The following is a 13,595-nucleotide window of genomic DNA, read 5'->3' as shown; positions in this document are numbered from 1 at the left end:
CCTTTCATCCTTGAAGCCACCGCTAAGTTAGCGGTTGTTACTCACCCGAGTCACTGAATACGTTGGATATGCAACCAACTAACTGGAACAGGAGATTTCCAGATGTTTCCCCCAGTCAGGAGGTAATGCCGCCAAGTCATCAAATTCAGGTTGCTCTGCGAAAGGATGTTGTAATGCCTGATGCAACCGCTGTAGAGGTTGAATATCATCCTTTTCAGCGTGATCAATCACTTGCTGTGCCAGGTAGTTACGCAATATATATTTCGGGTTAACCGCTTTCATCAATTGCTGACGCTGAACATCGTCAATCAGCTCTTGTTGCAAACGTGTACGATAACGGTGGTACCAACTGTCAAAACCGGCTCTATCGATAAAATCATCACGTAGTGGCGATTGCGCCGAATGCATTTCAACCTGGCTCAACAAGCGGAATGTACGGGTATAATCTCGCCCCTCTTGAATCATCAAACTCAATAATCCTGTCAGTAACTCGTTATCCTGGCTGCTGTTTTCGACAAAACCTAGTTTAGCGCGCATCTGTTGGCCATAAGCTGCCATTAACTCTGGCTCATAAGCCTCTAGTGCCAACTGTAGCTGCTCCACCGACATTAAGCCGGACAACGCCTGCCCCAACCGATGCAGATTCCATAGTGCGACCGCTGGCTGATTATCGAAAGCATAACGCCCCTGATGATCAGAGTGATTGCAAATATATCCCGGTACATAGTCATCAAGAAAACCAAATGGACCATAGTCCATGGTAATACCAAGAATCGACATATTATCGGTATTCATCACACCATGAGCAAAACCGACCGTTTGCCAATGAGCGATTAAACGTGCCGTGCGTTTTACCACATCAGTAAACCACAACAGGTAACTTTCCGGTTGACCGGCCCATTGCGGCCAGTGACGAGCAATAACATAATCAGCCAACTGTCTGACCTGTGCAGGCTGCTGTCGATAATAGAAGTGTTCGAAATGGCCAAAACGAACATGACTTTCAGCCACGCGTAATAACATCGCCCCACGCTCTGGTTGCTCACGATAAACAGGATGTTCGCTGGTAACAATGGTCAGTGCACGGCTGGTAGGTATTCCTAGATGGTGCAATGCTTCGGAGGCTAAAAACTCCCGGACGACTGAGCGCAAAACGGCCCGCCCATCTCCCATGCGGGAATAAGGGGTTAACCCTGCGCCTTTCAAATGCCAATCCATACTGCGGCCGTCACTGAGTTGTTGTTCCCCGAGCAAAATCCCACGGCCATCCCCGAGTTGCCCTGCCCATACGCCGAACTGGTGGCCACTATATACTTGTGCCAGCGGCTCCATACCTGGTAGCAAAGCCTCTCCTGCCCATACGCTGGCTTTCGGCAAACTAAACCAACTCTCATCCAGCCCAAGCTCCAGCGCTAACGGGGAACTGTGGTACAGCAAGCGTGCCCCCTTTAACGGCGTTGGTTGCAAGTGAGTATAAAAACCGCTCAATTGCTGCCCGTAGCTATTATTAAATTGAGGCGTATTCTCAGATTTTGAAGCGCTATCTGATTGAATAAAGTTAAAAGGGGTCATCAGCGTAATACCTCAGCCAGCCAGTGACTAACTTGCAACAGCTCAGCATGTGACTCAGGAAAATCATCGCTTAATTGCTGACAAACAACGTTAATAGCCTCGGGACGATACACCGTCCCTTGTAGCCGCTCAGCCAAAGCTTCCAGCGGAGCAGGATTCAAACTATCCGTAAAGATTTGGCAGCGAGCGATGGCACCCTGTAATACATCAAAATGCAGTTCAATTCCGCCCCAAATAAAACGGGTATCGACTAAGTGGCTAAAGGCGGGGGCCTGACCGAAATTCCATTCCCAGCTACTCTGTTTCGCAAATTGTTCGGTAAAACCAGGTAGGTCGGGCAATGCTTGTGGGGAGATTCTTTCCGCCAGCACCTTTTCATTATAATAATCGAAAAAAGCCTGCTCAATGGCGACACAAATCTGTTGATGCTCAATTCCCGGTAATAGCTCCACCAGATTGGTGACTCGGGAGCGCACTGATGTAATCCCTTTGGCCTGCAATTTTTTCGGATCAGGATTAAGGTAATCGGCCAAACGACTCAGATCCGCACTCAATAACAATGTGCCATGATGAAAACCACGATCTTTGGTCTCTTTATACGCCGAGCCAGAAACTTTGCGCTCATCATCACCGTTCTTAACCACCAAATCATTACGACCTGAAGCGGTGGCCTGAATTCCGAGCGAGGCTAACGCAGTAAGAATAATTTGAGTGGAGACCGTTTTATCATATTCAGGTTTACCCGCCATAAAGGTGAAACAGGTATTGCCCAAATCATGAAATACCGCCCCGCCGCCGCTGCTGCGCCGAGCCAGCTTCACGCCATCTTGCTCCATTTGGCGCGTATTACACTCTTTCCATGGATTCTGAGCACGGCCTATCACCACGGTGTCAGCATTACGCCACAAAAATAGCACTCGCTGATCCGGGGACATCTGACGGAAAATGCACTCTTCTACCGCCAGATTAAACCAGGGGTCATAAGAATCAGAAATGAGTAAGCGAAGGGATGACATAAACGCGGCTCCGAACCAAAATAAGCAGCTATTAAGATAACATAACCAACGCCGATATCTTTAGGTTCGAGGATTCATTCTGTATTGATTAAGAACTATATCGAAAATGCATCAAATGCGACGCGCTTGCCAGTACACACGTTTCCAGTAAACATTTTCCAACGATGAACGGATCACACCTTTACTCGTTGAGGCATGAATAAATTCATCATTAGTATCGTAAATACCGACATGCAGCCCATTTTGTCCACTGCCAGTTTTGAAAAACACCAAGTCGCCAGGCATGAGTTCATCACGAGAGACTTTAGTGCCTAAGGTGGTCTGCGCTGCTGTTGTTCGGGGTAATTGCATATCAAAACGATCACGGAATGTGCGGTAAACAAACCCTGAACAATCAACACCACTTTGATCCAGCCCACCATTACGGTATGGCGTTCCTTCCCATTGACGCAGTTGTTCATTCAGTTTAGCGACTACCACAATAGAATCTGATAAGTGACCACTCGGTGTTGGAGCATGGCTGCTACAACCAGCAAGAATCATACTGACCAAAAAGATCCAGAAACGCATCCGCATCGAGATATCACCAGAGTAAGGCTTAGCCAATCCACCGCACAGCAAGCTATTCGGCGCTATATCTGGCCAGCGAGAGGTACCAGTAGAGCTAATTTAGCTATCGAGTCTGGAAAAAACAAGTTATATGAATGAGATAATAGATTTAATCACTTTTTATGGGTTTGGTGTGAATCAGCCATATCCCCAGTAGGATAAACCCCGCCCCTAACGTTTTTAGTAACGTCGCCGACTCATTGAACCAGGGTAGCAATACAGCGGCTAAATAGACCAGCGCATAACTAAGACTCAGTAATGGATAGGCTCGATTGAGTGGCAAATACCTTAAGGCAAAAAACCAGCACAACATGGATACTGCATAGCCGACTAGCCCGAAAGTTACCGCCATTAATTGTGTCAGATGATGTGCTAAAAACTGACCATTAATATCTGCCAACGATATTAATGGAGTATGCATCATCCCCCACTTCAACATGAGTTGGGCCATGGTCACCAACACCACACTGCCTATTCCCCACAGGTAACCTTTCATAAATGCCAACTAATCAAAAGGATGCCAAACATAATGGCAGCAACACCCAACCAATGGCGAGAAGTTGTCTTTTCTCCATAAAACAACTGCGCGGCCAAGGTCACCAGCACAAAGTTAAAGCTTAATAGCGGATAAGCCACACTCAAAGGCAGATGTTGCAATAAACGCAACCACAGCACCATTCCTAAGCCCAGCAATATCACTGCGATAGCAAGCCAACGCAGTGTGGGCGCAAGCCGTTTTTCACCAGATTGCCCCCAACATTGTGCAGCTTGCTTCTGACACAGTTGCCCCGCACAGGTCAATAAACTGACAACTATCAATAGCAAATAATTTGTCATGGTGTCTTTTGGTACCACAAAAGTGCCAAACGATTCATTAAATTAACCTTGTCGGCTACCGGATAATGGGTAGAGATGTCCTCACCGCGAGATAATTGCACAACTAACGACACGTCACCTTGCTGCCTTGCATGAGCCAACCATTCACTAAAATCTTTATTGCTAATGTATTTATCTTTGCTGTCAGCATAGTTCAGCCCATAAGACAGCTCGCCCTTTTCGCTGAACATCAGTATATCGCTACGTTTCAGTTGCCAGGCTAACCCTGCCGCTACACCCACACTGTCGGTAAGCACATAGCGGCTGCTGCTCAACGCATCAAAATTATTCTGAATAAAATTTTGCGGCTGTTTGGAATCAATAACCTGTTGAGGAATCAGGTAACCCACCAGCAAAACCAACAATAATGGACAGGCGGCAGCCCAACGCCAATAACGGGCGTTATTATACAATGTAATCAGCCCCACCAACCCCCATCCAGTAAAGGCGACTATCCCCAACACTACTTTCTGCTGCTCTTGTGGCCCATAGGCGACCAAGTGCCCTACCAAATTCAAACCAATAACTAACACCGCCAGCGCGCAAACTAATCCAAAAATAAGATTTATTGCACCATTTATTTTCAGCGCGCGCATACGCATGTTACTGGCGCAATCTGTTGCATATGCCGCTATCAGTAAAGATAGTGGAGCCATACATGGCAAGATATACGTTGGGAGTTTTCCTTTAGCCACACTGAAGAATAACAACGGCATGACGACCCAACTGAGCAAAAAGAACAGCTCTGGTTTTGCCACCCGTTCACGCCACCCTTTAAGTAACGCTCCCGGTAATAACCCCAACCACGGCAATACACCGATGCAAAGAATAGGCAGGTAATACCAAATGGGGGCTTTATGTTGAGCATCTTTTTCAGCGAATCTCTGAATATGTTCAACCCAAAAGAAGTAATGCCAGAAATCGGGTTCACGTTGCGCGATGGCCAATGCCCACGGCAAGCTCAAGATTACCGCACCCAATATCGCTATCGGGCCAAAAATGATGAGTTCTTTTATTCGCTTTTGCTGTATGACAATAGGCAATACCGAAATAACCGGCACGGCCAACGCCAGAAAACCTTTAGTCATAAAGCCCATGCCACAGGCAAGGCCGAGCAAAAGGTAAGCCCCAACCTTCTGCGCCAAAGTTTCGGCCCGCAATGTGAGATAAAAACAGACCATTGAAGCGGTTAGCCATAATGAAATCATCGGGTCCAATACCGCATAGGAGCCGATACTAAATACCAACAACATGGAGAGATAAATTAATGTCGCCAGTACCGATGTAGAGCGGTTACGCCACAATAAAGTCGCTAACCAATAGACTAAGATTGCACTCAGCGCGGTACTAAAAATGGAACCAAATCGGACGGCAAAATTAGTGTCACCAAATATCCACTGGCTAATATTATTAAACCAATATCCAGCGATAGGCTTTTCGAAATAGCGGATCCCCAGAAAATGCGGCACAACCCAATCACCACGTTGCAACATTTCCCGACTAATCTCAGCGTAGCGAGTTTCGTCAGGTTGCCACAGTAAACGACTATTGATTGGCAATAGGTATAGCAAAGCAAAAAACAACGCCAACAGTGCTGCCCCGCCTCCTTTTAACAGTTTCATCCGACATCCTTAATTTTTGTCTGACACCCTAACCAACCCTCTCGGCCAGGAAAGGTGGTACGCTCGACTGTCCCTATCGGCAATAAATCTAAATCATCGGGTAATAACTCTCGAAGCGGGCAAAACTGGATACCTTGTTTTTTGGCCTGGACTAATAATTGCTCAAACATTACTGCCTGAGACATCCCTTCAACTTCAGCATGAATGGTATAAACCGAGACACCTCTATCACGCAAAATAGCTTCAATGATGAAATTATTAAAATCCTCAGCCCGCACTTCACTCCCTACGACTTCATCGTACGTTGGCAACGTAACAGGAATTTGTACACTGCCAAGACTGCCATCAGGTAATAGGGGGCGGAAAGGGTGAGTACCACGACAATCACTGTTATAACGAAAAGCGAACGGTTGCTTGATGGCTAACACCCGCGAGTCTGCACGCCAGCCAGCAGCGGCGGAACAAGTTACTGGCTGCCCAATGCTGTTCTGTAATTCATCCACACCCCATTGAACCTGCTCAGTTAGCTGTTGTGTTGACCACGATGCAACCTTAGCTTGCCAGCCTTGATGATCCCATGCATGCAAACCAACCTCATGCCCTGCTTGTAGCGTGGCTTTCATTAATGAGCCAAGGTCTTTACCGATTTTTTTACCCGGCCAGGCGGTTCCGGCCAGTAAGATATCCCAGCCATAAAGCGAAGCGGCATTAGAACGCAACATCTTCCACAAGAAACGAGGTCTGAAAAGGCGCCACAAGTGACGCCCCATATTATCTGGACCAACACTGAAGAAAAAGCTGGCGCTGATATCATACTGTTCCAATACAGCAAGTAATGATGGCACACCTTCTTTTGTTCCACGGTAGGTATCCACATCAATTCTTAGTCCAACTTGCTTCATAGATAATGCTCATCCTTTTGGGTTTCACCCAGTTCGAGTACAGCACCACGAAGGAAGAAATCCAAGGTTTCGCTGACAGTTTGCTGCAAAGCGATTTCTGGCTGCCAATGTAAAATACGTCGCGCATTCGTGATGCTGGGGGTGCGATATTCGACATCTTGGTAGCCTTTACCATAATAGGCACTGCTTTCGATATCTTTAAAGCCAGCAAATGGTGGGAAGTGACCACGTAATTGATGTTTTTCAAAACTACTCAGCAGCATTTGCGCTAATTCGCGAATACTAGCCTCATTCGTCGGGTTACCAATATTGATTATCTGACCATCACAGCAGCCATCATTGTTCTCAATAATGCGAAATAGCGCTTCAATGCCATCATGAATATCAGTAAAACAGCGTTTTTGCGCGCCGCCATCAACCAGTTGAATAGGAGAGCCTTCAACCAGATTTAATATCAATTGTGTAATGGCGCGGGAACTGCCAATACGAGCAGCGTCAAGGTTATCCAGACGTGGCCCCATCCAGTTAAATGGGCGGAACAATGTGAATCTGAGATTTTCTTTCGCACCATAAGCCCAGATAACACGATCCAATAATTGTTTGGATACCGAATATATCCAGCGCTGTTTGTTAATTGGCCCAACAATCAGTCGCGAACTGTCCTCGTCAAACTCTTTGTCATCACACATACCATAAACTTCAGAAGTGGATGGGAAGACAATACGTTTATTGTATTTAACGCAATCGCGAACAATCTTTAAATTTTCTTCAAAATCTAATTCGAAAACACGCAGTGGATTGCGGGTATATTCAATTGGCGTCGCAATAGCCACCAGCGGCAAAATGACATCACATTTTTTAATATGATATTCGATCCATTCGGAATGAATACTGATGTCGCCTTCCACGAAATGGAAGAAAGGGTTATCCAAGAAACGACTAATAGCATCAGAACCAATATCCAGACCATAGACTTCGTAACGGTCATCACGCAACAAGCGTTCGGTTAAGTGATTACCAATGAAGCCGTTCACACCAAGGATCAGTACACGGGTACGTCTTTTCAAAGCATTGCTTGGTCTATTAGCTAAACGCACATCCGTGACAATGCCCATTTCTTGGGCTAATCGACTGCCCTGAACATACAAACCAGCGTCTCCCTGACCAGTAACAATCTCCAGCGCACCTTCACCGCAGGCGACAACTAAAGGTGAAATTGAGAGTATGGTGCCGGGTAACTTTCCGTGTGCCATCTTCAGCGGCCGCGCACGCCAGATGATGAGTTTACGCTGTCCAAGATAGCTGAATGCACCGGGATAAGGCTCCGTCACGGCACGAACTAAATTATTGATATCTGATGCTGACTTTTGCCAATTGACCTCTCCATCAGCAGCAGTTCGACGGCCAAAATAGCTGGCATCAGCTTCTTTTTGTGGTGTCAGATGCAGTGAAGAACGCTTCATTTTTGGCAATAAATCACGTAACAACTCTTGCGACGCTTCACGCATTTTTGCATGTAATGTCAATGCAGTATCTGTATCGCTGATGGTAACTTTGTGCTGACCCACAATTGGGCCTGCATCAGCTTTTTTTACCATTTGGTGCAAGGTTACACCTGTTTCGGTCTCCCCATTAACCAGCGCCCAGTTAATCGGAGCACGCCCTCGGTATTTCGGCAACAAGGAGCCGTGTAAATTGAATCCTCCTTGCGGTGCTAACGACAAAATTTCATCACACAGCATATTGCGATAATAGAAAGAGAAAATAATATCCGGCTGTAATTGCTTAATGCGCTCAACCCATAACGGATGATTGGCATCATCCGGTGCAAATACAGGAAGTTCTAAATCAGCAGCAACCCGGGCCACTGAAGAGAAAAAACGATTCTCATTAGGATCGTCAGTATGGGTAAATACTGCCTGAATATCGTAACCAGCTTCTACTAGTGCTTTTAGACCTACACAGCCAATATCATGATAGGCAAATACAATCGCTTTCATTTTTCTACTTCCTGATTATTGTCGGTATGCTCTGCCCCGACCACTTTCTGTATGAAATAACGTGGGCGCGCGCGCACATCGTTATAAATTCGACCGATGTATTCACCGAGTAGCCCCATACCAACGAATTGGGCACCGATGAACATGAACAACACGGCAAAGAGCGTAAAGACACCGCCGCCCGCCCATTCCGGGCCAAATACCAAACGCAAAACCACTAACAGCACAGCAAGAGTAAAACCAGAAAGTGCAATGACACTGCCCACCAGGCTTAACAGACGTAATGGGGTCGTTGTCAGGCAAGTTATCAAGTCATACATAAGATTAATGAGCTTCATCAGGCTGTATTTTGAGTCACCGAATTCGCGCTCAGCATGATGAACTGTAATTTCAGTGGTACGGCGGGCAAAGCTGTTTGCCAGAATGGGAATAAAGGTACTGCGTTCGTGACAGTGTAACATTGCTTCTACGATATGACGGCGGTAGGCTCGTAACATGCAGCCATAGTCACCCATAGATTTACCTGTAGCACGTTGAATCATCAGATTAATCAAACGGGAGGCTGTTTTACGAAACAGCGAATCTTGCCGATTAGCGCGCACAGTCCCGACGACGTCGTAGCCCTCTTCTGCCACACCGACCAGCCGTGGGATTTCCTCCGGCGGGTTTTGCAGATCAGCATCAAGTGTAATGATCAAATCACCACTAACCTGATTGAATCCAGCCATAATGGCTGAATGTTGGCCATAATTACGATTTAGCAAAACTGCGATTATGTGGTTTTCAGGTAGGTTCGCCGCTGTTGTCAAAATTTCAGCAGAACTATCACTACTCCCGTCATCAACCAGAATAATTTCATAAGGTTGGGTGAGTAACTTACAGGCAGCCGACGTCCTCTCTATTAATGCCGGCAAGCTCTCTTGCTCGTTATAAACAGGGATAACTATTGATACTTTTTTGATTTGCTCATTTTGTAACACGGTGCGGCCCTATAATAGTTGCCAATGCATCAACTACCCGGTCAACATCACTGTCTAGCATGTCGGGGAAAAGGGGCAATGTGCATAATCTGGCGGAATTCCATTCGGTATTGGGTAAGTGCAACTGTGGATAGCGTTCGCGATAATACTTTTGAGTATGGGCGGCACGAAAATGCAGACCAGTACCAATTCCTGACTCTTTCAACCGCTCCATCAGTGAGTCGCGACTAATTCCGCAGCGACCTTCATCAACACGCACCATAAACAGATGCCATGCATGGAGATGGGCATAGTCGGGAACCGCCAGGGGTTGCAAGGGGGAATCGTTCAATGCTTTATAGTAGCGGGCAACTAATTCTTGGCGACGAGCATTGATTTCAGGTAAACGCCTGAGTTGCACTACCGCAATCGCTGCGTGAATATCAGATAAGTTATATTTATAACCAGGCACTATAACTTCGGCCTGTGGGCTACGCCCTTGTAGCTGTCGATCAAAGGCATCCACACCCAAGCCATGAAACTTAAGTTGCCGTACTTTGTCGGCTAGCTCATCATCATCAGTGGCAATTAAGCCGCCTTCAGCACAAGTCATATTTTTAATGGCATGGAAAGAGAAAATAGCGGTGCCCTTCTCGCCAATCCATTGATTACCATAGCGGGTGCCAGCAGCATGGGCCGCATCTTCAATCAATGGGATACCTTGATGCTGAGCAATTAAACGCAAAGCATCAAGATCACAGGGAGCGCCGGCATAATGCACCGGGATAATGGCTTTGGTTTTTGCGGTGATAGCTGCTGCAACATCCGCAGCATTTACCATTAAAGTGTCGCGATCAACATCAATCATTACCGGCTCAGCGCCCAGCAACACAATCATATTAAGAGTAGAAACCCACGTTTGAGACGGGGTAATAACTTCATCCCCTGGGCCAATACCCAAGGCCATCAAGGTGATATGCATTCCCGCAGTGGCCGAACTGACAGCAATAGCATGCTTGCAACCCAATGCCTTACAAAAATCAGTTTCTAACTGTTGATTCTGTGGGCCAGTAGTTATCCAACCTGAGCCTAATACATTTATGACCGCATTAATTTCGTCCGTACCGATTGACGGACGTGAAAATGGCAAAAAATTCTGCATTGAATAATCCCTTAGGACACCAGAGCTGTCGGCAACTATATGCTCACTTAAGTTAACGAAAACTAAACGCCCATCAGATAAACCTGTGGTCTGCTAGGGTCAACTCTAGTCCATTAACCTTAAATAAACCTTAAGATAGCGTTTTTTTGCTGATATATTCAGAAAGGGTATTTCACGAAGAAAGGAATTTTTTTTCATAGTAAAATCAATCAATTAACATACAACACTGTGGGATATTTCATCGCAATGATTTAATTGATTTCTTCTGTGGAGAAAAAGAAAAATAAGCACCATAATAAATATTAATGCAAATTATAGATGCAGGTTATTAATTTTATACTCCCAATAAAACTTAGTAGCTAAATGTAAGTATCATATGCTTTTTGTAATAATCCAATTCTGGCCATCAAAACTATGTATTTGAAATTCCACTTCGAACACATCAGATAAAATATCTGCCTCCATTACCTGTTTAGCCCCACCCTGTGCAAGCACGTCCCCTTTAGACATTAACCAAACCTGATCAGCCTGTTGCAAGGTGTGGTTAAGGTCATGAGCACTAATGATAGCACTGCGCCCAGCCGCACAAAACTCAGCAAGCAGACTATCAAGTGCCACTTTTTGCGCCACATCAAGCCCGGTATAGGGTTCATCAAGCAATAACAGCTTGCTGTCAGCGTTGATATCCGGCCAAACTTGCAAGAATACTGCCGCGAGCCGAACACGCTGCCACTCGCCGCCTGAAAGTTGCGATAACATTCTTGGCAATTTATCGGTTAATCGTAATTTTTTACAGAGATAACCAATCGTTGCCGCTACAGCATCCAAAGCAGCACCGGCTGGCTGATAGAGAGCCAGATATTGGAAAACCGGCATTAGAGTCAGAGCCGATTGCTGTTGACTTAGATAGGCTCGTGAACGGGCCAAGTCGTGCCCTGCATAGATAGGCAGTGGTTGCCCGGCCAGTAAAATATCACCACGAGCAGGCAACAAGCCTGCCAGAGCGGCCAACAGGGTACTTTTCCCTGCACCATTGGGACCTATCAAATGAATTTGCAACCCAGCAGCTACCTGGGCAGAAAAAGGCGCAAGGCGGGTTTCGACATGGACATTGCTGAGTTGCAAAAGCATCAAAATAAACCTGTTGTCGGTAAATTATTTGGTGGCTAACGCTTGAGTAATTGCACTGATTAGAATCGAATCTTCTGGTGCCATATCGGGAGCAAAACGCTCAAGAACTTCGCCATCACGACTAACCAGGAATTTCTCAAAATTCCACAGAATATCACCCGGTTGCTTTGGCTCACGCCCCTTACTGGCTAACCGTTGATAAAATTCGCTCCCTTCCGGTTTTATTGCAACAGACTTAGCCGCAATCAATTGCTGGTACAAAGGGTGCCGTTGCGGGCCATTGACCTCAATTTTACTAAACATCGGAAATTCAACCCCAAATGTGCCACGGCAGAAAGCTTGGATCTCTTCATCACTGCCAGGCTCCTGCCCCGCAAACTCATTACTCGGAAAACCTAAGACTTCAAAACCTTGCTGATGATATGTTTTATAGAGGTTTTCAAGCCCTTCATACTGCTTAGTCAGACCACACTGAGAAGCCACATTAACCACCAACAGCACTGAGCCTTTATACTTTTCCAGCAGAATAGATTCACTTTCAATGGTTTTAACAGGAATGGAATAAATTGGATTACTCATCAGGAAGGATCCTTATTCAGCGATGATATACAGATGAACTTACAAGAGTATCAATAGGTGTAAGGCAGATCACTTTACACTTTTCACTCGTGTCAGCAACCAGATAAATAATGGCGAACCCAACGTTGCGGTTACCACACCAATGGGCAGCTCAGCCGAAAATAGAGCGATACGTGCGATAACATCCGCAAACAACAGTATTCCAGCGCCAGCTAGTGCACATCCGCTTAGTAGATGGCGTTGGTCAGTTAAACCGGTCAATCGCAAGATATGGGGAATAACCAGGCCAATAAAGCTGATAACACCAGCCAGAGCAACACTAATACCTACCAGCAATCCTATAGCCAGTACTAATAAATTCCGCCATAAATGGAGTGGGATCCCCAACTGCCTGGCTTGCTGCTCACCCAATGACATAAAGTTGAGCACTCGCCCCTGGCAACAAAGCCATACCACGATCGGCACCAATGCTACGACCAATCCCTGCTGTCGCCAATCTATACCGCTGAATCCCCCCATCATCCAATACATCAACTGGCGTAAATCCAAGCTGGTACTGAAATAAACAGCCCATGTCATCACCGCGCTGCAAACGATCCCCAATGCAACACCAACCAGTAACAGACGAGCGTTAGTCAACAAACGCCGGCGAGCGAAACCTAACAGCAGAACCGTCATAAGTAAGGCTCCAGCAATAGCACAGCCACTTAAAAACCAGATCGGTAATAACCCGTGCCCTAGCAAGACCGCCATAACTAATGCAACACCTGCACCATTCGCCACCCCCAGCAGACCGGGTTCGGCTAATGGATTTTCAAACAATGCCTGCATTACAGCACCCGCAACCGCAAGACTTGCACCAACCATCATTACGGCTAAGGCTCGGGGCAAACGCAACTGCCAGACGAATAATTGCCCGCTTTCACCAAACCACTGAGTGGGCCAAATCCACGCATCTCCAGCACACAAGCTGACTACCAGCGCAAAAAAAAGTATCACCACCAATCCCTTGAGGTAACGGTGATCACGTTGTTGTTGCCGCTGTTGAAGCGCAGTAAATAACTGACTGGTCTGCATTACATCCTCGGTCGCTGCCTCAGGATTAACCTGAAGATGTCTCATAAATATTAGGGGCTGATACCCATAGCTAGGCTACAGATAGTAGGG

13 protein-coding genes are annotated in these 13,595 nt (G+C 46.3%); all 13 read right to left on the bottom strand.

The features are described 5' to 3' along the window. Positions 1-78: 78 nt before the first annotated feature. A complete protein-coding gene (locus V1953_RS09315) occupies positions 79-1,572 on the bottom strand; it encodes a protein adenylyltransferase SelO (RefSeq protein ID WP_083158710.1) in 1,494 nt (497 codons plus the stop codon). Next, positions 1,572-2,588, bottom strand: coding sequence for a lipoate--protein ligase A (locus V1953_RS09310; RefSeq protein WP_372569235.1), 1,017 nt, complete (start codon positions 2,586-2,588; stop codon positions 1,572-1,574). The genes V1953_RS09315 and V1953_RS09310 overlap by 1 nt, the downstream gene beginning before the upstream one ends. A gap of 111 nt (positions 2,589-2,699) precedes the next feature. After that, positions 2,700-3,164, bottom strand: coding sequence for an NlpC/P60 family protein (locus tag V1953_RS09305; RefSeq protein ID WP_083158708.1), 465 nt, complete (start codon positions 3,162-3,164; stop codon positions 2,700-2,702). A gap of 142 nt (positions 3,165-3,306) precedes the next feature. Further along, positions 3,307-3,693 (bottom strand): 4-amino-4-deoxy-L-arabinose-phosphoundecaprenol flippase subunit ArnF, encoded by a 387-nt coding sequence (arnF, locus tag V1953_RS09300; RefSeq protein WP_083158707.1) that lies wholly within the window; start codon positions 3,691-3,693, stop codon positions 3,307-3,309. Beyond that, a complete protein-coding gene (arnE, locus tag V1953_RS09295) occupies positions 3,690-4,034 on the bottom strand; it encodes a 4-amino-4-deoxy-L-arabinose-phosphoundecaprenol flippase subunit ArnE (RefSeq protein WP_083158706.1) in 345 nt (114 codons plus the stop codon). Before arnE ends, arnF begins: the two co-directional genes overlap by 4 nt. Next, complete coding sequence (gene arnT / locus V1953_RS09290; RefSeq protein WP_372569236.1) at positions 4,031-5,695, bottom strand: lipid IV(A) 4-amino-4-deoxy-L-arabinosyltransferase; 1,665 nt, start codon at positions 5,693-5,695, stop codon at positions 4,031-4,033. Before arnT ends, arnE begins: the two co-directional genes overlap by 4 nt. Next, positions 5,692-6,597, bottom strand: a complete 906-nt coding sequence (arnD, locus tag V1953_RS09285; RefSeq protein ID WP_083158705.1) for a 4-deoxy-4-formamido-L-arabinose-phosphoundecaprenol deformylase — start codon at positions 6,595-6,597, stop codon at positions 5,692-5,694. The genes arnT and arnD overlap by 4 nt, the downstream gene beginning before the upstream one ends. Then, positions 6,594-8,597, bottom strand: a complete 2,004-nt coding sequence (gene arnA, locus V1953_RS09280) for a bifunctional UDP-4-amino-4-deoxy-L-arabinose formyltransferase/UDP-glucuronic acid oxidase ArnA (protein ID WP_083158704.1) — start codon at positions 8,595-8,597, stop codon at positions 6,594-6,596. Before arnA ends, arnD begins: the two co-directional genes overlap by 4 nt. Further along, entirely contained in the window at positions 8,594-9,577 is a 984-nt protein-coding gene (gene arnC / locus V1953_RS09275; RefSeq protein ID WP_083158703.1) for an undecaprenyl-phosphate 4-deoxy-4-formamido-L-arabinose transferase, read from the bottom strand. Before arnC ends, arnA begins: the two co-directional genes overlap by 4 nt. After that, positions 9,564-10,718 carry a UDP-4-amino-4-deoxy-L-arabinose aminotransferase gene (gene arnB / locus V1953_RS09270; protein ID WP_083158702.1) on the bottom strand — a complete coding sequence of 385 codons (1,155 nt, stop codon included), beginning with the start codon at positions 10,716-10,718 and terminating at the stop codon, positions 9,564-9,566. Before arnB ends, arnC begins: the two co-directional genes overlap by 14 nt. A 372-nt stretch (positions 10,719-11,090) precedes the next feature. After that, entirely contained in the window at positions 11,091-11,849 is a 759-nt protein-coding gene (gene btuD, locus V1953_RS09265; RefSeq protein ID WP_193784652.1) for a vitamin B12 ABC transporter ATP-binding protein BtuD, read from the bottom strand. A gap of 24 nt (positions 11,850-11,873) precedes the next feature. Next, positions 11,874-12,428: a glutathione peroxidase gene (locus V1953_RS09260; protein WP_083158700.1), complete on the bottom strand. Its 555-nt coding sequence runs from the start codon at positions 12,426-12,428 to the stop codon at positions 11,874-11,876. A 69-nt stretch (positions 12,429-12,497) separates the two neighbouring features. After that, the gene (gene btuC, locus V1953_RS09255) at positions 12,498-13,505 is read right to left on the bottom strand and encodes a vitamin B12 ABC transporter permease BtuC (RefSeq protein WP_083158699.1); all 1,008 of its coding nucleotides are present in this window, start codon (positions 13,503-13,505) and stop codon (positions 12,498-12,500) included. Positions 13,506-13,595: the final 90 nt, after the last annotated feature.

The sequence above is a fragment of the Yersinia sp. 2541 StPb PI genome, assembly GCF_052217145.1.
Classification (GTDB): Bacteria; Pseudomonadota; Gammaproteobacteria; order Enterobacterales; family Enterobacteriaceae; genus Yersinia; species Yersinia enterocolitica_E.
Note: the sequence above shows the minus strand (reverse complement) of the source record. Positions and strands in the feature narration are given on the sequence as shown.